Raw genomic sequence first — 19446 nt, 5'->3', positions numbered from 1 at the left:
ATCACTCGGCCCGTCGGCGGCGGCGCCGGGCGGCCACCACCGTGGCCACGCCCAGCGCCACGACGAGGACCGAGCCGAGCACGGCGGGGACCATCGACCCGGAGTCGTGCGGGGCGTCGGCCACCGGGTTGGCGTCCACCACCCCGCCGGGCACGGCTGCCGCGGACGTGGGCCCGGCCTCGGCCGCGGCCGTCTGCGGTGTCGACTGGTCGCTCGGGGCGTCGGTCGGCGGGGCGGTGGACGGCTCGGCCGGCACCGGCGTGGGGTCGGGCACGCCCGACGGGGTGCTGCCGTCCCCGGGGGTGGCGGCGGGGTCCGTCCCCGGGGTCGCGGCGGACGCGGGCGGACGGGCTCCGCCGGGCTGGGGTGTGGCGGGGGCCGGGGCCCGGCCGCCGGTTGAGCCAGTGCCGCCGGTTGACCCGGAGCCGCCGGTCGCACCGGAGCCGCTGCCGCCCGTCGTACCGGATCCGCCCGTCCCGCCGGAACCGCCCGCCGCTCCGCCGGAGCCGCCCGTCGTGCCCTGGCCGGGGTCGGCCGGCTGCCCGCCCGGGCTGGAGTTGTGGGCCCGGACGCTGTCCGGCGAGATCGTCGGACGCCCTTCGGTGCCCTCGACGTTGGTGCCGCCGAAGATCCACAGGTCGACGCTGCCGGGCTTCGGCTGGTAGAGCATCGCGCCGAGCTGGCTGTAGGACCACTCGTTCTGGCCCGGATCGGCGTGCCAGTACGACCAGTACGCGGTGGCCGGGGGCGTCAGGACGCACTTCTCCTGCTCCGGCGTCGGGTACTGCTTTCCGCCCTGGAAGCCGCTGTAGCCGATCCGGCAGATGAAGGCCGGCCCGTCGTGCCCGGTGCCGGTGGTCTTCCAGCCGCCCTGGTTGAGCAGGGTGAACCCGGTGGTGGGCGTGGTGCCGCAGGAGCGCAGCAGCGGGCCGCCCCACTTCCCGAAGTCCACGGCGAGTACGGCACCGGAGGTGGTGGTGCACTGCTCGATCGGCAACGGGGTCGCGGCGGCCGGGGCGGTGCCCGCGGCGACGCCGCCGAAGGCGAGCGCGAAGGTCAGCGACGCCGCCCCGGACAGCCGGGCGAAGCGCGTGCCGAGCCCCCGGCTCACCGGTGACGCCCCGGGGCGGCCGCGGTGCGGCGACGGGCGACGAGGACGGCCCCGGCGCCGAGCGCGGTCAGCGCGCCGGCTCCCGCCGTCAGTGCCAGTGCCTGGCTTCCGGTACTGGCCAGGCCGCCTGAACCGGTCCGCACCGGTACGCCCCCGGCCTCGGCGGCACCGCCGGACGACGGGGCGTCGGTGGCCGGGGCCGGCCCGGTCGTGGTGGGCGAACCCGTCGGGGAGGACGTCCCCGTCGGGGTACCTGTCGGAGTCCCGGTGGGAGTAGGCGTCGGCGTGCCCGCGAGGTCGCGGGACAGCGTCCCGAAGGAAATGCCGGTGGCACCGCCCAGCACCTGCGTGGACGCGCGGACGTCCGACCCCCGCTGCCCGGCGGCCGCGACGTTGAACCCGCCGTCGCCGTTCTGCTGCCCGGCGAGGAAGTCGAGCGCCTTGGCGATCTGTCCACCGTAGGCGGCCTGGCGCAGCGTCATGCCCTGGACGGCCAGCGCGGCCGAGTTGGTGGAGTCGCCGGACGCGCCGGGGAAGCCGCCGTCGGGCAGCTGCCGCGCGGCGAGCCAGCCGAGCCCCTGGTCGACCGCCCGGGCGGCCTCGTCCCCGGGGACGAGGGCGAGGGCCATGACGGCCATCGCCGTGCTGTCCACGTCGGAGTCGCCGGTGGCGGGGATCAGGCTCGGCCAGGAGCCGTCCGGGTGCTGGAGGCCCTTCAGGTAGGCGATCGCGGGGGCGGCGCCGGTGGACTCCCCGGCCCGAAGCTGGGCCATGACGGCGAGCGCCTGGGAGAAGACGGAGGTGGCGTAGGCGTAGTTGCCCGGGGCGGCGCAGCCGGTGGTCGCGTCGGCCTTGGCGCACACCAGCGCGGCGAGGGCGGCGATCAGGTCGTGGCCGCCGAAGTCCCGCGGGTTGCGGCCGACGGCCTCGGCGAGCAGCGCCTCCTTGCCGATGGACCCGCCGCCGGCGTACTCGGTGCCGATCGCGGTCCAGTCGTTGACGGTGCGCTCGCTCGCGTCCTTGCCCTGCTGGTCGAGGAAGTCGACGATCCGGCGCAGCGCGGCGTCGTCGGTGCCGGTCGCGGCGAGGGCGTAGGCCCCGTCGATGGTCAGGCCGAAGTCGGCGAAGGCCGGGAAGCCCTCGTAGTAGTGGCCGTCGATCAGGCGGGACGGGTCGGTGAGGTAGGCGCTCCCCCTGGCCGCGTCGGGCTTCCTCCCCGCGGGCGGGGTCGGCGTGGTGGTGGGGCCGTCCGGGTTGTGCCGGACGGTGGTGAGATCGGTGCCGGTGAGGGCCAGGAGGGCCTGCTCGGTGGCGACGGCGTCCGGGTCGGTGGTCGACTCGTCGGGGCCGAAGCCGCCGTCCTTGCCCTGGCGGGCGGCGAGCCAGGCGGTGGCGGCGGCCCGGCGGGCGTCCTGGCCGGTGGCCCGGAAGACCTGGGCGGCGATCGCGGTGCTGGTGGTGTCGCCGGGGGCGCCGGGGTACGGGAGGAGGGAGCCGTCGGGCTGCTGGCTCGCCGCGAGCTGGTCGGCGGCCTTCCTGGCGGCCGCTTCGTAGCCGGGGGCCGTCCGCAGGGCGAGGGCGGCGATCGCGGTGGCGGACGGGTCGGACTCGCAGTGGTCACCCGCGACGATCATCGAACCGGCCATGCCGCCGTCGGCGCACTGGAAGGCCGCGAACCGCGCGAGGGCCGGGGCGGGCGGTGTGACGCCGGCGCGCTGGAGGGCGATGACGCCGAGGGACTGGACCCAGGGCGAGGACGCGCCGAGGAAGTCCCCGGCGGCGGTGCACCTGCCGTTCTCCCCCGCCCCCGTGCAGACGTGGTCGGTGAGCGCGGCGACCGGGTCCCGCCCGCCGAAGGCGCGCGGGTCGCGGCCGGTGCTCTCGGCGACGAGGGCCAGCAGGGCGGCGGCCCTGGTGTCCGGCGCGCCGGCCGGCCCGTCGGGGTGCAGGAACGCGTCGGTGTGGGCGTCGAGGAAGGCGACCACCTTGCGCAGCGCCGGGTCCTGCGTCCCCGCCGCCGCGAGCGCGATGGCGGTGAGGGCGGTCCGGGGGTAGTCGGGCCCCGGGGCGGCCCAGTTCTCCATGTGGTCGCCGCCGACGAGTTGGCCGGCCAGCCAGGCCGCGGCGGCCGCCGGGTCGCCCGTGGCGGAGGGGGATCCGGTGGGGCTCGGGGTCGTACTCGGGCTCGCCGTCGCCGACGGGGAGGCGGAGGGCGAGGGGCCGCCGTTCCTGGCGCGGACGGAGTCCGGGGTGAAGTTCGGCGCCCCGCTGGTGCCGCCGATGTCCGTACCGCCGTAGACCCAGGCCTCGACCTCGCCGGGCTTGGGCTTCTGCGTGCCGGCCCCGAACCGGCTGTAGGACCAGGCCTGTTGGCCGGGTTCGGCGATCCAGTACGACCAGTACGCGGTGGCCTGCGGGGTGTTGACGCACGGCTCCTCGGCCGGTGTCGGGTACTGGGCGCCGCCGTTGAAGGTCCCGGTCCCGAGCCGGCAGATGAAGGCCGGTCCGTCGTGCTCGGTGCCGGTCGTGGTGAAGCCGGCGTTGTGCAGCAGGTTCATGCCCGTCGTGGGGTGGGCGTCGCAGCCCCGGACGACGCCGCCGCCCCAGTGGGTGAAGTCGACGGCGACGATCGCGCCCGTCGTCGCCGTGCACTGCTCGATCGGGTCGGCCGAGGCGGTACCCGGGTACCCGAGCAGGACCGTGCCGCAGGCGGCGACGGCGACGGTGCCGGCGACCACCAGCGAGGCGAGGTCCCGGTTCCTGTGACGTGTGCGATTGCTGCTGACCCTCACGACGACTCCCTGGTCGGTCGACACGCGAGGCGACGGCGCAGCCGACGGTCGCCCGCGGGCACGGGGCCGTCGAAACCGCGTCGTAGTCCGCGACGACGCAAGTGCTCTGTGAACAGACCCCCGGTCCAGGCATTCCGGCTCACCCACCCTCAGGTGGGTCCACGGTTGCGGGTCAGCGCCGGAGTTGGACCGGCTTCCCCTGAATGCCGAGGGCAAAAAATCGGTTCATCAGACCACGCTGACCGACGGAGAGTCAACGGGGCGTCAGGTCGATCACATCACCTCGTCGGGCGATGGACCTGTGCGGTAGCGTCCGCGGTGGCCGAGCGGGGGAACCCGGTGCGAACCCGGGGCTGACGCGCAGCGGTGTGGGGCGGTGACCGTGCCGTCCCGAGCCCGAATGCCCGCCCGGCCATGCACCACGGCGAATGCCGGCCCACGCGATCCGGGCGGCGACCGCTCCGGCAGTCGCGCGCCCCGAGCGGACGCGGGAGTCCCGGGGCAGGGTCGGCGCCCGCCACCCCAAGGAGCCTGTCCCGTGCCCCTCCGCACCTCGTCCCGCGCCGCCTCGGCGACCACCGTCGCCCTGACGGCCGGCGCCCTGCTGCTCTCCGCCGTCCCCGCCCACGCGACGGCCACCCCGGCCCAGATAGCCACCTCCAAGAGCACCGGCGTCACGTACCTGAAGTCCCTCCAGGCCGCCGACGGCAGCTACGTCACCGGCGGCGGACTCTCCAACGAGTGGGCGTTCAGCGCGCTCGCCGCCGCCGGAACGGCCGCCGCCGACGTGACCCCCGGCGGGGACAGCAGCAGGAACGCCCGCCTCGTCTACCGCAACCAGCTCGCCGCCCCCGGCTGGCCCGGCACCTCGCCCGTGGCCACGGACTACGAGCGCGCCGTCCTCAACGCTTACGCGGCCGGCATCGACCCCGCCCGCGTCGGCCCCGGCCGCAACCTCCTCGCCGACCTCACCGCCTACTGGCAGACCGCCGAACCCGGCTACTACGGCCCGTCCGCCAACTTCAACGGCACCGTCTTCGGCCTGCTCGCCCTCGCCGGCGCCAGGACCCAGGCCGGCGCCCAGCGCGCCCCGCAGCCGCTGCTCGACGCCTCCGTCACGGCCGTGCGCGCCAACCAGCACAACGACGGCGGCTGGAACTACAGCAAGGCCGCGGGCGACCCGACGGCACTCGCCCAGGGCAGCGACATCGACATGACGGGTGCCGCCATGGCCTCCCTCTGCACCGCCGGAGTGCCCAACACCGATTCCGCGGTCGTCGCCGCCAAGAACTTCCTCAAGGGCAAGCTCGCCTCCTCCGGCGCCTTCAACGCCATGTTCGGGGTGAACACCGACTCCAACGGCTGGGCCGTGTCCGGCCTCAACGCCTGCGGCATCAACCCCCAGGGCACCGACTTCACCAGCGGCACCGGCAAGACCCCGGTCGACTTCCTGATCTCCCAGCAGTTCAAGCCCGGCGGCGGCTTCAAGTACCTTCCCACCGACACCAGCCCGTCCGCCTACGCCTCCGTCGACGGCCTGCGCGCCGTCGCCGGTGCCGGGTTCACCGCCACCCCGCCCGCCCCGACCACCGCGGGCGAGCCCGCCTGGGCCGCGACCACCGACTTCACCGCCGGCACCGCCGCCCGGCTCCCGCTGGTCGTCGACGACGGCACCGGCGCGCTCAGGGTCTGCGCCGTCACCCTCACCCCGACCGGCACCACCGCGACCCTTGGCGACGTCCTCGACGCGGCCGCCACCGCGACCCCGAGCGGCTGCGTCACCTCCGTCACCCCGTCCACCGGCGGCGGCACCGTCACCGCGCTCAACGGCACGGCCAACGCCGGCTCCTCCACCTGGAAGCTCAGCCTGGACGGCGCCACCGCCACCCCGGCCGCCCGGGCCGCGACCGTCCACCTCGGCGACACCGTCTCGCTGCGCTACGGCGGCTGACCGCACGACGCGACGCAGGACGGGGGCACCGGCGCCCCGGCCCCTTCCGGAGAAGGGGGCGGGGCGCCGGTGGCCCTCCGCCTGTCAGGGCGCGGTGGTGCCCGGCTGTGCGCCGGCGCCGAAGGACCAGCCCTCGACGTCGCCGGGGGCCGGGTCGTAGCTGCCCGCGCCCAGGCTGCTGTATGACCAGGGGCCGCCGTGCTGGGCGTGCCAGTACGACCAGTAGGCGCTGCCGGTCGGGTTGGTGCAGGTCGTCGGCAGGGCGTTGATGGTGCAGACGAAGCCCGGGTAGCGCGGGTGGAAGGCGTACGAGAATCCGGCGCCGGTGAGCGCGGCCAGGCCGCTGGCCGGGTCGCCGGGCGCGCAGCCGGTCTGGATGCCGCCGCCGACGGCGGTGAAGTCGACCACGACGGTGACTCCGGTGGTGCCGCCGCAGGCGGCCGCCCGCGCCTGCGGGGCCTGGACGGCGCAGACGCCGAGCAGTCCGGCGGTGAGGGCCGCCGCGGCGGCGATCGACCCGAGCGTACGGCGGGCCGGGGTGGGGGTGTCGCTCATCGGTGAACTCCTCGCGGTGTCAGCGTGGTTCAGCGCGTGGCCGGGACCGGCGGGCAGGCCTGGGTCGGGGCGTCGGGGGCGGCCCCGGAGGCGGAGAGCGTGGACAGCGGGGTGCCCGCGAGGCCGAGGACGGCCTGCGCCGTGGCCCGGGCGCCGTTGCCCGCGTTGAAGCCGGTCGCGTCGTAGGCGACGGCGCCGCGGACCGCCGGGTCGGCGGAGCAGCCCTGCTGGAGCTTCACCAGCCGGCCCCAGGCCTTGAGGCCGGGGCCGAGGCGTCCGCCGGAGAGCAGCGCCTGGGTGGCCAGGCCGGTGCTGTTGGCGTTGGAGGCGGTCGCCCCGGCGGCCGCGAAGCCGCCGTCGGCGTTCTGGTGGGCGGTGAGCCAGCCCAGGCCCGTGTTCGCCTTGGCGGCGCGCCCGGTGGCGGCGAGGGCCTGGACGGCGAGCGCGGTGGCGTCGGCGTCGCCGGTGCAGGCGGCCTGGCCGAAGGAGAGCGGGAAGCCGCCGTCCGCGCACTGGCTGTTCGCCAGGAAGTCCACGGCCGCCGCCGGGGCGCCACCGGGCGTGCGGTGCAGGGCGATCACGGCGAGGGACTGGCCGAAGGCGTTGCTGTAGTCGCCCCACTGGGAGCGGTCGGAGAACCGGCCCTCGGCGGTCTGCAGCGAACGCAGGCGGGCCGGCAGGTCGACGCCGCCGAAGGCCGCCGGGTCCCCGCCGCGGACCTCGACGGCGAGCAGCAGCTTGGCGGTCGCGCCCGCGTAGGCCTCGGTGGTGCCGTCGCCGAGGTAGCCGCCGATGATCTCGGGCTTCGCCAGCCAGGCGGTGGCCTTCGCGGCGGCCTCGTCGGAGCCGCGCGAGGCGGCGAAGGCCAGTACGGCGTCGATGGTGAGGCCCTGGTCGGGGTAGGCGGTCCCGTTGAAGACGGACTCGAAGTGGTCGCCGTCGACGAGTTGGCGGGCCAGCCAGCCGCCCGCGGCGGCGTCGGGGCGGACCGTCGGGGACGAGGTCGCGGCGGCGGGCGCGTTCTCGGGCGCGGCGTGGGCGGCGGTGGCCGCCGGGAGTGCGGTGGCGAGCGCCACGGCGGGTATCGCGAGCAGACCGAGGGCGCGGCGGAGCGTGGGCATGGTGGCCTTTCCGGGCCCGTGCGCAGGGGCCCGGAGGGCGGCGGCGACAGCCGGGGCTGCCCTCGGGGCTCCGGCCCGCGGACCACGACGGGAGGAGGGACGACACGCCTCCGCCGACGGGTACTCGGGCTCGCCGCCGACCAGGAGCCGGCGGCCTACCGTTGCGGGCCAGCGCCGGATTCGAACCGGACTTCCCCCAGCGGCGGAGTCACAACATGACGGCCCATCATGGCGATACGGAAAAGATCCGGTCAAGGGTTCGAACGTGACATCACGGTGGCCGCCGCCCGACATCGCGACGCGCCCCTCCCGGCCGCCGGCAGCACCAGGGCGTCCCGGACGGCAGAATGCCTCCCATGCGGCACATCTTCGTCATCGGCATCGGCGCGGGCGACCCCGACCACCTCACCCTGCAGGCGGTCAAGGCGCTCGCCCGCACGGACGTCTTCTTCATCCTCGACAAGAACGAGGACCGGCAGGACCTGATCCGGCTGCGCCGCCGGATGCTGGCCGAGCACGGCCGGCCCGGCCACCGGGTGGTCGAGGCACCGGACGCGGAGCGGGACCGGACCACCCCCGCGTACGCGGCCGCCGTGGACGACTGGCGCGTCCGCCGGGCCGACCTGGTCGAGCAGTTGCTCTCCGAGCACCTCGGCGAGGGCGAGACGGGCGCGTTCCTGGTCTGGGGGGATCCGAGCCTCTACGACAGCGTCATCGCCGTGGTGGACGACGTCCTGGCCCGCGGCGCCGTCGGCTTCGACTACGAGGTGGTCCCGGGCATCAGCAGCGTCTCCGCGCTCGCCGCCCGCCACCGCACCACGCTGACCCGGGTCGGCCGCCCGGTGCAGATCACCACCGGCCGCCGACTGGCCGAGAGCTTCCCCGAGGGCGTGGACGACGTCGTGGTGATGCTCGACGGCCGCGCCGCCTTCACCGGGATCGACCCGGAGGGGCTGGAGATCCGCTACGGCGCCTACCTCGGCACCCCCGACGAGATCCTCGTCGCCGGGCCGCTGGCCGAAGCCGCCCCCCGGATCAGCGAGTTGCGCGAGTCGGCCCGCGAGCGCAAGGGCTGGATCATGGACACCTACCTGCTGCGGCGCTCCGGGAGCTGACCGGCGGGCGCCGCCCCTCGCCCGGGGCGGCGCCCACCGCCGGACGCACCCGCGCGGGGATCATCCCGAGGAAGCCGTCCTGGCCGTCCACGAGCGTGGGGCCCACGTCGTCCAACGGGGCGAAGCGGCAGTCGAAGACCATCCCGTCGTCGGTGCCGACCCCGCCGACGACGTGGCGCCACCCATCGGGTGCCGCCTGGCCGAGCGCGGCATGGAAGAACACCGTGACCCGTTCCACCCCGGTCTCCGGATGCGGCGACTGGTCGACCCCGAGGGCGTACAGCTCGCGGATCACCGCGATCCCCGTCTCCTCCAGGCACTCCCGCCGAGCCGCGCTCTCCAGGTCCTCCCCCGGTTCGACTCCCCCGGCCGGCACCTGGACACCGGCCTCGGGGAAGTCCCGGTGGGTGAAGGACAGCAGCTCCGGTCCGCTCGCCGTGGGCCTCGTGACGTACACCGCGACGCGGACGCGAGCCATGGTCCTCCTTCTTTCGTGAGCGTATTCGGGAGCACATCCGACGAACGGCCCGTTCGTCGGCGGCCGGTCGGCCGAGCACGTGCGCCACCGGCGACAGTGGAACGCCCGGCTGCCCGGGTGGGAGCGTCGCCGTCGGATCGCCGCCGTGGCGAGGATACCGGCCGGTGCGCTCCCGGACCGGTGCCGGTGCGCTGTCGGCCAATTCCGGCACCATGCCACTGCCTAACGTTCCGTCATGAGATCGAGCAGGACGGCCTTTTGGGCTCGTCCGGCTCGACCGCGCCGCGCCGCCGCCCGCTCCGGGCGGCGGCCCGAACCCATGACTGGAGGCCGTCGAGGTGCCTGCAATGCCGGTCGGCGGGCTGGTCCCCCGCACGGAGAACGTCACCGAACACGCCGCCGATGTCGTCGTCCGCAACGCCCGGATCCACACCGGGGACGCCCGCCGCCCGCAGGCCGGCGCCCTCGCCATCCGGAACGGCCTGATCACGGCCGTCGGGGACGACGCGGACGTCGCCCCGGCCGTCGGCCCGTCCACGGTGGTGGTCGACGCGCTCGGCCGCCGCGTGGTGCCCGGCCTCAACGACGCGCACCTGCACGTGATCCGCGGCGGCCTCAACTACGTCCTGGAGCTGCGCTGGGACGGCGTGCGGTCGCTGCGCCAGGGCCTGGCGATGCTGCGGGAGCAGGCCGCCCGGACACCCCGGGGACAGTGGGTGCGGGTGGTCGGCGGCTGGTCGGCGGAGCAGTTCGCCGAGCGGCGGCTGCCGACCCCCGCCGAGCTGAACGAGGCGGCGCCGGACACCCCGGTCTTCGTCCTCCACCTCTACCAGTCGGCGGTCCTCAACCGCGCCGCGCTGCGCGCCGTCGGCTGCACCCGCGACACCCCGGACCCGAAGGGCGGCCAGATCGTCCGGGGCCGCGGCGGCGAGCCCAACGGCATGCTGCTGGCCGCCCCGAGCGCCCTGGTCCTCTACTCCACGCTCGCCAAGGCCCCGACACTGGAGGGCGAGGAGCGCAGGACGTCCACCCGGCACTTCCTGCGCGAGCTGAACCGCTTCGGGCTGACCTCCGCGATCGACGCCGCCGGCGGGTTCCAGAGCTTCCCGGAGAACTACGCCACGGTGACCGAACTCGCCCGCGACGGGCTGCTCTCGCTCCGCATCGCCTACCACCTGTTCCCGCAGACCCCCGGCCAGGAGCTGGACGACCTCACCCGCTGGGTCGAGACGGTCCGCCCAGGGGACGGCGACGAGTGGCTGCGGCTGAACGGCGCCGGCGAGAACCTCACCTGGGCCGCCGCCGACTTCGAGAACTTCGCCGAGCCGCGCCCCGAACTGAACGCCTACGAAGGGGAGTTCGCCAAGGCCGTGCGCCTGCTCACCGAGCACGGCTGGGGCTTCCGGCTGCACGCGACGTACGACGAGACGATCCGGCGCGACCTCGCGGTGTTCGAGGGGCTCGCCGCCGAGGGGCTCTTCCCCGCCGGGAACCGGTGGCTCTTCGACCACGCCGAGACCGTCTCCCCGGACAGCCTGGACCGGATCGCGGCGCTCGGCGGCTCGCTCTCCGTGCAGAACCGGCTGTCCTTCCAGGGCGAGGTGTTCACCCGCCGGTACGGCGCCGCTGCCGCCGCCGAGGCACCGCCGGTCCGCGCCATGCTGGCGCGCGGACTGACCGTGGCCGCCGGCACGGACGCCACCCGGGTGTCCTCCTACAACCCCTGGGTCGCCCTGCACTGGCTGGTCTCCGGCCGCACGGTCGGCGGCCTGGCGATCCGGCCCCCGGAGAACCGGGTCGACCGGGCGACCGCGCTCGCGATGTACACCACGGCCGGCGCCGCCCTCACCGGCGAGCAGGACGTCAAGGGCGTGCTGCGGCCGGGCAGTTACGGGGACCTGGCGGTGCTGTCCGAGGACTACTTCACGGTGCCGGAGCCGGAGATCCCGTCCATCGAGTCCGTGCTGACCGTCGTCGGCGGCCGGATCGTCCACGCCGCGGCCGAGTACGAGGGCATGGACGAGGAGCTCCCGCCGGTCAGCCCCGGCTGGAGCCCGGTCGCCCACTTCGGCGGCTACCAGCCCGCCCGCCCCGCCCACGGCGCGGGCGCCCGCCAGGCGGAGCTGCTCGGCGAGGCCGTCGCCGAGTCCGAGCTGCACCACCGCTGGCGGGTCGCGCGCGGCCTGGCCGCCGAGCAGGGAGCGCCGTTCGACCCCTGCTTCCTCCTCTGATCCACCTGCCCCGCCTTCACGCGGACCACCGCGCGAAGGACCCTGTCCCACCGCACCGAAGGGAACCCCGTCATGGTCGACCTCACCCAGGTCAGCGCCACCCCCAGCCCCGACCTGCTCACCCCGGACAACGCCGTGGTGCTGTTCGTGGACCACCAGCCGCAGATGTTCTTCGGCACCGGCAGCGGCGACCGCACCGCGATCGTCAACGCCACCGTCGGCCTCGCCAAGGCCGCCCGGGCCTTCGACGTGCCGACCGTCCTGACCACCGTCGCCGCCGAGTCCTTCTCCGGCCCGCTGCTGCCGCAGCTGGCGGCGGTCTTCCCCAAGGCCGAGGTCCTCGACCGCACCTCGATGAACGCCTGGGAGGACGAGGCGGTCGTCGAGGCGGTCAAGGCCACCGGCCGCGGCAAGGTCGTGATAGCCGGACTGTGGACCGAGGTCTGCCTGGTCCTTCCCGTGCTGTCCATGATCGACCAGGGCTACGAGGTCTACGTCGTCACCGACGCCTCCGGCGGCGTCTCCCCGCAGGCCCACGAGCACGCCGTCCAGCGGATGACCCAGGCCGGCGCGGTGCCCGTCACCTGGGTGCAGGTCCTGCTCGAACTCCAGCGTGACTGGGCCCGCACGGAGACGTACGGCGTGGTCACGGACATCGTCAAGGAGCACGGCGGCGCATACGGCCTCGGGATCGTCTACGCCCAGGCCTTCCTCGGCGAGCACGCCGCGGGCTGAGCCGGCACCGCACAAGAAGCACAGGAACCAGGGACCAGGAACAGGACACGATGGATACCGGACTGCTGATCCTCCGCGTGGTGGTGGGCCTGCTCATCGCCGGGCACGGAGTACAGAAGGTGAGCCACCGCCTCGGGGGCCACGGCCTCGCCGGCGGGACGGCGGAGTTCCGCCACGACGGCTTCCGCGGCGGGACGCCCACCGCGCTCGCCGCGGGCGCCGGGCAGATCGGATCGGGCCTGTTCCTGGCCCTGGGCGCGCTCACCCCGCCGGCGGCCATGGTCGCCATGGGGGTGATGACGGTCGCGATCACCGTCAAACTGCCGCACGGGCTCTGGGTGCAGGACGACGGCTACGAGTACCCGCTGGTCCTGGTCGTCGTCACCGGGGCGCTCGCCCTCACCGGCCCGGGCCGGTGGTCCGTCGACCACGCCGTCGGCCTGACCGCCTGGCCGCTCTGGATCTCCGCCGCGGCCGTCGTGCTCGGCCCCGCCAGCGGACTGCTCACCCGGGCCGTCCTGCACCGCCCGGCCACGCCCGAAGGAGCCACCGCCGTTGCGCCCCCTGCTCACTGACGCCCTGCGGACGCTCGCCCCGCCGCGCACCGACCGGCACGGACCGCTGCCGCCGCTGATGCTGCTGCTGACGGTGGCCACCGGCGTGGTCGACGCGGTGAGCTACCTCGGCCTCGGGCACGTCTTCGTGGCGAACATGACCGGCAACGTGGTCTTCCTCGGCTTCGCCCTCGCGGGCGCCTCCGGCCTGTCGGCCACGGCCTCGCTGGTCTCGCTCGCGGCCTTCCTGACCGGCGCGCTCTGCGGCGGACGGCTCGCCGGCCGGTCCGCCGACCACCGCGGGCGCCTGCTGGCCCTGACCGCCCGCGTCCAGACCGCCCTGACCGCCGGCGCCGCCGTCACCGCCGCGCTCGCGGACGGCGCCGGCGCCCGCTACGCCCTGATCGTCCTGCTAGGCCTGGGCATGGGCCTGCAGAACGCGGTGGCCCGGCGGCTCGCCGTACCCGACCTGACCACCACCGTCCTCACCCTCACCCTGACCGGCCTCGCCTCCGACTCGGCCCCGGCCGGGGGCACCGCGCCGCGGCCTGGGCGCCGGATCCTCTCCGCCCTGGCGATGCTGCTCGGCGGCCTCGCGGGCGCGGTCCTGGTCCTGCACGGCCGGACCGCCACTGCCCTCGCCCTGGCCGCCCTGCTGCTCCTGGGCACGGCGCTGGCCGCCCACCGGCTCTCGGCGGCCCACGGGCCCGACGCGCCCTGGGCCGCACCGACGGCCTGACCACCGCACCGACACTCCGAGCACCCGCACCGACCACGACCGGGAGGTCACCCCCGTGCAACGCCCCCTGACCCGATGCCTCACCCGACGCCTGGTCCCGCTGGTGGCGGCGGTCGCCGCGCTGGCGGCCGTCCCCACCGCCGCCCCCGCCCAGGGCACCCAGGCCGCGCCGACCGCCGGGCACCGGCAGTTCGCCGTCGGCCCCCAGTACGACTCCACCCACGTGTACGTCGAGCCCGGCACCGAGCAGGCCTTCGCGGCCAGTTGGGTGGCCACCTTCGGCGGCAGCACGATCGGGCCGAACGCCACCCAGGTGACCCCCACGCCCAGCCGGACGCTCTCCGAACTGGTCGTCTCCCCGGTGGGCACCCTCTCGGTGTTCGACTACACCACGCCCGTCCCGTACCCCTTCGGCACCGAGCGCACCGGCTGGCTGGTCACCGACCTCGACCAGGCGGTCCGCGCCGCCCGCGCCGACGGGGCCGCCGTCACCGTGGCCCCGTTCGCCGACCCGATCGGCCGGGACGCCGTCGTCCAGTTCCCCGGCGGCGTCAACGCCCAGCTGTACGTCCACACCACCCCGCCCTCCTACCCCGGGCTCGCCAGCGTGCCGGAGAACCGGCTCTACCTGTCACCGGACGCGGTGGGCGCCTTCCTGCGCAGCTTCCTCGCCTTCACCGACGGCCGGATCGTCTCCGACGACCGCCGGGCCGACGGCGCCGCGATCGGACTGCCCGGCACCGCCTACCGGCTGCTGCGCCTCACCTCCGGCTTCGGCACCACGACGGTCGCCGTGACGGACGGCCACCTGCCGTACCCCTTCGGCCGGGAGCTCACCGGCTACGGCGTGGCGGACCTCGGCGCCACCCTGGAGCGGGCGAAGGCCGCCGGCGCGTCGGTGCTGTCCGGCCCGGTCCGGGCGGACGGCCGGGACAGCGCCATGGTGCGGTTCCCCGGCGGCTACGTCGCGGAGCTGCACGGCGACCGGTGACCGGTGCCCCGGCACGGGGGCGGTCACACCGCGATGCCGTACCCCTCCGGCCGGGCCGCGCCTCCCTGGGCGAGGCCCGCCCGGGCGCACGCCTGCCACTCGCGCGGCGAGACCCCGTAGGCGGCCCGGAAGGCCCGGCTGAAGTGACTGGCGCTCACGAAGCCCCACCGCCCGGCGACCGCCGCCACGGTCGCCGGGCCACCCGTCGGACCGGTCGCCGAACGGGTCGCCGTACGGGCGAGGTCCCGGCGGCACGCGTCCAGCCGCTGGCGCCGGATCCAGCGGGTCACCGTCACCCCCTCGAAGCCGAACAGCTTGTGCAGGTACCGCACGGACACGTGGTGGGCCTCGGCGATCCGCTCCGGCGAGAGCTCCGGGTCCCCCAGGTGCCGCAGGATGTGGTCCTTCATCCGGGCCAGGGTGGCCAGGGCCGCCTCGGGCGCCTCCGGTACGGACCGGCCGCGGCGTTCGTGCGCGAGCACCGCGAGCAGGTCGAGCGCCGTGGTGGCGAGCCAGGCGGCCGCCGGCGGCTCCATGCTCCCGGCCGAGCGGGAGAGGCAGTCCAGGTAGGCGCCCACCAGGCGGGCGGTGTCGTCCTCGCGGATGTCGAAGGCCGTCGCCGTGAGCACCCGCAGGTCCTCCTCGGTGACCCCGACGGCCGAGCGCGGCCAGTGGAAGGCCGTGAAGAGGAACGGCTCCGGCAGCTCCTTGCTGAACGGCCGCCCGGCGTCGGAGATCGCGAAGGTGCCCGGGCGCAGCTCCACCTGGCGTCCGTCCTGGAGCAGCCGGGCGGTGCCGCGGTGCTGGAGCGCCAGGGTGAGGTGGTCCTCGCCACCGCGGGCGATCAGCCGGGCGCTGCGTTCGACCCGCTGCGGGCCGGCCTGGACCAGGGAGACCTGGGCGGCGCCCAGCCGGTGGCTGGTGATCGTCGCGGGCGCGGGCGCGTCCTCGCGCAGGACGACGTCGAGCGGGACGAAGGTACGGGAGACCGCCTCGTGCCAGTACTCGGCGCGGTCGGCGGCCGGCACCCCGGCGGTGTCGAGAACGGCGGTCGGGACGACGGACATCTGTGCTCCTGTTCGGTCTGCGGGCCCGACCGCGCCGGGTTGCGCCTCGGCGGCGGTGGCCCAGGTCGTGCTGGTTCGGCGGCTCGTCAGCAGGCCCCGTCGGTCCGGAGCGGGCGCCAGTCGCGCGGCGAGACCCCGTACGCGGCGCGGAAGGCCCGGCTGAAGTGCGCCGGGTTGACGAAGCCCCAGCGCTGGGCGACCGCCGACACGGTCGGGGCGGTCCGGCCGCGGCGGCCCAGTTCGCGGGCGCAGGCCTCCAGGCGGCGCTGCCGGACGAGCCGGCTCACCGTCACTCCCTCGTGCTCGAACAGCCGGTGCAGGTACCGCACCGAGATCCGGTGGGCGTGCGCGATCCGCTCGGGCGTCAGCTCCGGGTCGCCCAGCCGCTGGTCGATGTACTCCCGCACCCGCCGGACCAGGTGCTCGTTCGGGCCGTCGGGGCCAACACTGCCGGGGCCGTCCGCCGCCAGCTGGACGACCAGCGCGCTCACCAGGTCGGCGACCCGCCCGGCCAGCTCGTCCCCGACCGGGCCGGGGTAGGAGTGCGCGGAGGCGGCCAGGGTGCCGAGGAAGGGCCCGAGCACGGGCCCGCAGCCGTCCGCCGGGCCGACGGCCGTACCCGCCGCGTACCGCAGGTCGCGCTCCGACACGCCCAGCAGCCTGCACGGCAGTTGGAACAGGTGGGTGCGGAAGCGCCCCGGGTACTCGACGGCGAACGGCCGCCCGGCGTCGTACAGGACGAGCCCGCCCGGCGGCACCTCCGCGCGGCGCCCGTCCTGCTCCAGCACGGCCCGGCCGGACTCCTGCACCCCGACCCCGACTCGCGGCTCGGTGCGCGGGGCCGGGGCGATCAGGTCGGCGCTACGGGAGAACCGGGCGGTGTCCCCGTCCAGGGTGGAGATCCGCACGTAGCCGAGCCGGTGCGACACCGGGAGCCCGTCGGACGGCCGCCCGGTGAGCGGATGCGCCCCCACCGGCACCGGCGCCGCCGCACCGCCCCGGAACGCGGCCTTCCCCCCGTCCACGACCGCCCCGGCCGTCCCCCGCACACCCATCTGACCGTCCTCCCGTCGAAGCCCTGCGCGACTCAGCCTGGACTTCGACGGCGACGGCCCGTTAGGTCATCTGACTGCCTGGTTCGACAGCGGTCGGAGGAAGCGCCGTCCCGGCCGGTCGGCCGCCGTCGAGGGCGTGGGCGAGCGCGGCCCGCGAGGTGATGCCGAGCTTCGGGAAGATCCGGTACAGGTGGGCCCCGACGGTGCGGGGCGACAGCTGGAGCTCCCGGCCGATCTCCTTGTTCGTCAGGCCGGTCGCGGCCAGCCGGGCGATGCGCAGTTCATGGCCGGTCAGGCCGGACGGTCCGGCGGCCGGTCCGGCCGGCGGCAGGGCCGCGGAGTCCCCGGCGGCCCGCAGTTCCTCCTCGCACCACCGGGCCCAGGGCTCGGCCCGGAGGCGGCGGAACACGTGGTGGGCCGCGCGCAGCGGTTCCCGGGCCCCGGGGCGGTGGCGCCGGCGCAGCCACCCGCCGTGGGCGAGCCGCAGCCGGGCGAGGTCGAACGCCCACCGCTCGGCGCCCGGCACGGCGTACGCGGCGCGGTAGGCGGCGTCGGCCTCGTCGTCGGCGGCGGCCAGGGCGGTGGCGGCCGCGAAGAGGAAGGCGTGGCGGCCGGAGATCTCCGCCGAGCGCGCCGCGCGTCCGGCCGCCAGGTGCTGCCGGGCCTCCTCGTGCCGGCCGGTGTGCACGGCGGCCGTCACCAGGTCGAGGACCAGTGTGTGGTGCCAGGGCCGGCCGCCGGGCAGGTGTCCGGGCGGGGTGAGTTCGCAGAAGTGGGCGTACGCCTCCTCGTAGCGCCGGTGGGCGAGCGCGGCCAGGCCGCGCAGGTGGCTCAGGCGGTCGAGGACGTACCGCATCCGGGCGCGGGTGGCGGTCGGCCGGACGGCCTGTTCGATCTCCCGCAGGCCGTCCTCGTCGCCCCGGCCGGCCAGGAAGTGGGCGTGGTACAGGCGGAACACCAGGGCGTTGGTGCGGTAGCCGAGCTCCTCCGCGATCCCGGCCTCGCGCAGGCAGACGGCCGCCCGGTCCCACTGTCCGAGCAGGAAGTCCTGGTGGCACCTGGCCTTGGCGACCGAGCCCTGGGTGGCGTAGCCGTGCAGCCCGGTGAAGCGGCGCCACAGGTCGCCCTCGGGGCAGTCGAGCGCCGAGGCGGTCCAGAGCAGGAGCCAGGCCGCACCGGCCTCCTGCTCCTCGCTGAGGTCCGCGGCCGCCGCCCGGAGCGCGGCGGCCGTGTCCGGGCCCGGGTCGGTCCAGGCGCGCAGGCAGAGCCTGCCCGCCTCGGAGACGTTCTCCCGGTGCCGTTCCAGGGCCTGCCAGGCCCAGGGGTCGTCCGTGTAGCTGGCGGCCAGGAGGAGTTTGAAGTAGGCCTGTTCGACCAGCCCGCCGAAGGATTCGGCGCCCGGCGCGGTCAGCGCGTCGAGGGCCGCGGGCAGCAGGGCGGAGGAGGACTCGAAGTCGACGTGGTGGCTCTGGTCGACGTAGACCACCGCGTACGCGAACAGCGGGGCGACGTCCTCGGGCACGGTGCTGGCCTTCAGGTCCTCCACCAGGGCCGCGGTGTGCCGCAGTTGCCCGCCGTGGGCGGACATCACCGCGGCCCAGGTGAGCCGGCGGGCGCGCTCGCAGGAGCTGGGGCTGAGGGTGGCGGCGCGTTCGAGCAGCAGCGCGCCCTCCGCGTCGCCGCCGCGCCGGGCGAGGTCGCGGCCGGCCTCCTGGAGGCGGTGCGCGAGGTCCTCGTCGGGCAGCAGCGCGGCGGCGGCCTCGTGGACCAGCCGCCGGGGGTCGCCCGGCGCGAGGGCGTCGGACAGCGCTCGGTGCGCCTCGCGGCGCGCGGTGTCGGAGGCCGCGGAGACGACGGCGGTGCGCACCAGCGGGTGCCGGAACACCAGTTGCCCGGCCTGGTCGAGCCGGGCCAGTCCGTCGGCCTCGATCCGCTCCAGGATCTCCCGCGCGTTCTCGTCCGCGACCGCGCTCAGCCACTCGCCGCTGCCGAAGTCCGGGCTGGCGGCCAGGGCGCCGAGCAGCAGGAGACGGCCGGCCTCCGGCGGCACCGCGCCCAGCCGTTCGGTGAACATCCGCTCCAGCTTCCGCCCCAGCGGCAGCCGCTCCGGCAGTGGCGCGGCCCCGCGCTGCTGGGCGGCCGCGAGCTGGCGCGGCAGCTCCACCAGCGCCAGCGCGTTCCCGGCCGCCTCCGCCAGCACCCGGTCCCTGGCGGGCGCGGCGAGTTCGGGGTAGCGGGAGCCCAGCAGCAGGGCCGCGTCCGTCCGGGGCAGCGCCCGCACGTCGACGGCCTCGGCGGACCAGAGCCGGGCGGCCGGCCCGTCCGGGCGGGTGGCGCCGACGATCACCACCCGCTGCTCGGCGCAGCGCCGGTGGAGGAAGGCGTAGACGGTCGCGCTCGACGAGTCGATCCAGTGCAGGTCGTCGAGGAGGAGCAGCGTCGGGGCGGCCCGCGCCGCCTCCTCCAGCAGGGCCAGCGCGGCGGCACCGACGGCGAGGCCGCTCGGGGCGCCGGGGCGGACGCCGAACGCGCTCTCCAGGGCCTCCCGTTGGTGGGCGGACAGCGCGGTGGAGCGCTGGAGCGGCGCCCAGAAGGCCTGGTGGAGGGCGCCGAACGCGAGGTCCGTCTCCGCCTCGGAGCCGACCGCGCGCAGGACGGTGAACCCGCGCTCGCGCGCCGCCCGTTCCACCCAGGCCAGCAGTGTGCTCTTGCCGACCCCCGCCTCACCGCGCAGCAGCACCGTGGAACCGCTCGCACCGTCCACGGCCTGGACCAGCGCCGCCGTCAGCAGCTCCGTCTCCCGCTGCCGGCCGACCAGGACCGGAACCCGCCCGCCGTCCACCACTCTCGTCCCCCTCGGGTTCTCACCGCCCACTCCCCGGGCACCCAAGGCTACAATCCGTCAACCCGCCCCGGCACTACGGCGGGTACCGCTCCGGGCGCGCAGCGTG

The 19446-nt window shown here is 76.0% G+C and carries 15 protein-coding genes and 3 riboswitches; of the genes, 7 read left to right on the top strand and 8 right to left on the bottom strand.

The annotated features are described in order from the left end of the window. Window position 1: 1 nt before the first annotated feature. Window positions 2-1111 (bottom strand): hypothetical protein, encoded by a 1110-nt coding sequence (locus ACLWS4_RS34290; RefSeq protein ID WP_416876169.1) that lies wholly within the window; start codon window positions 1109-1111, stop codon window positions 2-4. Then, a complete protein-coding gene (locus ACLWS4_RS34285; protein ID WP_416876168.1) occupies window positions 1108-3903 on the bottom strand; it encodes a prenyltransferase/squalene oxidase repeat-containing protein in 2796 nt (931 codons plus the stop codon). Before ACLWS4_RS34285 ends, ACLWS4_RS34290 begins: the two co-directional genes overlap by 4 nt. 106 nt (window positions 3904-4009) lie before the next feature. Continuing rightward, a riboswitch (cobalamin riboswitch) is annotated at window positions 4010-4154 on the bottom strand. A 78-nt stretch (window positions 4155-4232) separates the two neighbouring features. Beyond that, window positions 4233-4309, top strand: a riboswitch (cobalamin riboswitch). A 132-nt stretch (window positions 4310-4441) separates the two neighbouring features. On the opposite strand from ACLWS4_RS34285, the gene ACLWS4_RS34280 reads away from it, so the two are divergent. After that, complete coding sequence (locus ACLWS4_RS34280; RefSeq protein WP_416876167.1) at window positions 4442-5854, top strand: hypothetical protein; 1413 nt, start codon at window positions 4442-4444, stop codon at window positions 5852-5854. 84 nt (window positions 5855-5938) lie between these two features. Here the strand turns inward: ACLWS4_RS34280 and ACLWS4_RS34275 are convergent, their stop codons facing one another. After that, window positions 5939-6409, bottom strand: coding sequence for a flagellar hook-length control protein FliK (locus tag ACLWS4_RS34275; RefSeq protein ID WP_416876166.1), 471 nt, complete (start codon window positions 6407-6409; stop codon window positions 5939-5941). A gap of 29 nt (window positions 6410-6438) precedes the next feature. Next, entirely contained in the window at window positions 6439-7530 is a 1092-nt protein-coding gene (locus tag ACLWS4_RS34270; RefSeq protein ID WP_416876165.1) for a prenyltransferase/squalene oxidase repeat-containing protein, read from the bottom strand. Between the two features lie 97 nt (window positions 7531-7627). Then, window positions 7628-7768, bottom strand: a riboswitch (cobalamin riboswitch). A 118-nt stretch (window positions 7769-7886) separates the two neighbouring features. Between ACLWS4_RS34270 and cobF the strand changes: the two genes are divergently transcribed. Further along, window positions 7887-8645 carry a precorrin-6A synthase (deacetylating) gene (gene cobF, locus ACLWS4_RS34265; RefSeq protein WP_416876164.1) on the top strand — a complete coding sequence of 253 codons (759 nt, stop codon included), beginning with the start codon at window positions 7887-7889 and terminating at the stop codon, window positions 8643-8645. Here the strand turns inward: cobF and ACLWS4_RS34260 are convergent. Continuing rightward, window positions 8608-9123 carry an NUDIX hydrolase gene (locus ACLWS4_RS34260; protein ID WP_416876163.1) on the bottom strand — a complete coding sequence of 172 codons (516 nt, stop codon included), beginning with the start codon at window positions 9121-9123 and terminating at the stop codon, window positions 8608-8610. The two genes, cobF and ACLWS4_RS34260, sit on opposite strands and share 38 nt — an antisense overlap. A gap of 347 nt (window positions 9124-9470) precedes the next feature. Between ACLWS4_RS34260 and ACLWS4_RS34255 the strand changes: the two genes are divergently transcribed. From ACLWS4_RS34255 to ACLWS4_RS34235, 5 genes are all read left to right on the top strand, one after another. Continuing rightward, a complete protein-coding gene (locus ACLWS4_RS34255; RefSeq protein ID WP_416876195.1) occupies window positions 9471-11354 on the top strand; it encodes an amidohydrolase in 1884 nt (627 codons plus the stop codon). Between the two features lie 72 nt (window positions 11355-11426). Then, entirely contained in the window at window positions 11427-12089 is a 663-nt protein-coding gene (locus tag ACLWS4_RS34250; protein WP_049653335.1) for a hydrolase, read from the top strand. A 50-nt stretch (window positions 12090-12139) separates the two neighbouring features. Further along, complete coding sequence (locus ACLWS4_RS34245) at window positions 12140-12664, top strand: DoxX family protein (protein WP_416876162.1); 525 nt, start codon at window positions 12140-12142, stop codon at window positions 12662-12664. Next, entirely contained in the window at window positions 12645-13382 is a 738-nt protein-coding gene (locus tag ACLWS4_RS34240) for a YoaK family protein (protein WP_416876161.1), read from the top strand. The genes ACLWS4_RS34245 and ACLWS4_RS34240 overlap by 20 nt, the downstream gene beginning before the upstream one ends. A gap of 55 nt (window positions 13383-13437) precedes the next feature. Next, window positions 13438-14373, top strand: coding sequence for a VOC family protein (locus ACLWS4_RS34235; RefSeq protein WP_416876160.1), 936 nt, complete (start codon window positions 13438-13440; stop codon window positions 14371-14373). A 23-nt stretch (window positions 14374-14396) separates the two neighbouring features. Here the strand turns inward: ACLWS4_RS34235 and ACLWS4_RS34230 are convergent, their stop codons facing one another. From ACLWS4_RS34230 to ACLWS4_RS34220, 3 genes are all read right to left on the bottom strand, one after another. Beyond that, window positions 14397-15440: a helix-turn-helix domain-containing protein gene (locus ACLWS4_RS34230; RefSeq protein ID WP_416876159.1), complete on the bottom strand. Its 1044-nt coding sequence runs from the start codon at window positions 15438-15440 to the stop codon at window positions 14397-14399. Window positions 15441-15526: 86 nt separating this feature from the next. Beyond that, a complete protein-coding gene (locus tag ACLWS4_RS34225) occupies window positions 15527-16495 on the bottom strand; it encodes a helix-turn-helix domain-containing protein (RefSeq protein ID WP_416876158.1) in 969 nt (322 codons plus the stop codon). Window positions 16496-16556: 61 nt separating this feature from the next. After that, window positions 16557-19340 carry a BREX system ATP-binding domain-containing protein gene (locus tag ACLWS4_RS34220; protein ID WP_416876157.1) on the bottom strand — a complete coding sequence of 928 codons (2784 nt, stop codon included), beginning with the start codon at window positions 19338-19340 and terminating at the stop codon, window positions 16557-16559. Window positions 19341-19446: the final 106 nt, after the last annotated feature.

Origin of the sequence: Kitasatospora sp. SC0581, assembly GCF_048159585.1 — a bacterium.
In the GTDB taxonomy this organism is placed as follows: Bacteria; Actinomycetota; Actinomycetes; order Streptomycetales; family Streptomycetaceae; genus Kitasatospora.
Note: the sequence above shows the minus strand (reverse complement) of the source record. Positions and strands in the feature narration are given on the sequence as shown.

Coding starts and splice junctions, on each gene's coding strand:
- ACLWS4_RS34275 (WP_416876166.1), bottom strand. CDS start 6,409: ATGAGCGACACCCCCACCCCGGCCCGCCGTACGCTCGGGTCGATCGCC.
- ACLWS4_RS34270 (WP_416876165.1), bottom strand. CDS start 7,530: ATGCCCACGCTCCGCCGCGCCCTCGGTCTGCTCGCGATACCCGCCGTG.
- cobF (WP_416876164.1), top strand. CDS start 7,887: ATGCGGCACATCTTCGTCATCGGCATCGGCGCGGGCGACCCCGACCAC.
- ACLWS4_RS34260 (WP_416876163.1), bottom strand. CDS start 9,123: ATGGCTCGCGTCCGCGTCGCGGTGTACGTCACGAGGCCCACGGCGAGC.
- ACLWS4_RS34255 (WP_416876195.1), top strand. CDS start 9,471: ATGCCGGTCGGCGGGCTGGTCCCCCGCACGGAGAACGTCACCGAACAC.
- ACLWS4_RS34250 (WP_049653335.1), top strand. CDS start 11,427: ATGGTCGACCTCACCCAGGTCAGCGCCACCCCCAGCCCCGACCTGCTC.
- ACLWS4_RS34245 (WP_416876162.1), top strand. CDS start 12,140: ATGGATACCGGACTGCTGATCCTCCGCGTGGTGGTGGGCCTGCTCATC.
- ACLWS4_RS34230 (WP_416876159.1), bottom strand. CDS start 15,440: ATGTCCGTCGTCCCGACCGCCGTTCTCGACACCGCCGGGGTGCCGGCC.
- ACLWS4_RS34225 (WP_416876158.1), bottom strand. CDS start 16,495: ATGGGTGTGCGGGGGACGGCCGGGGCGGTCGTGGACGGGGGGAAGGCC.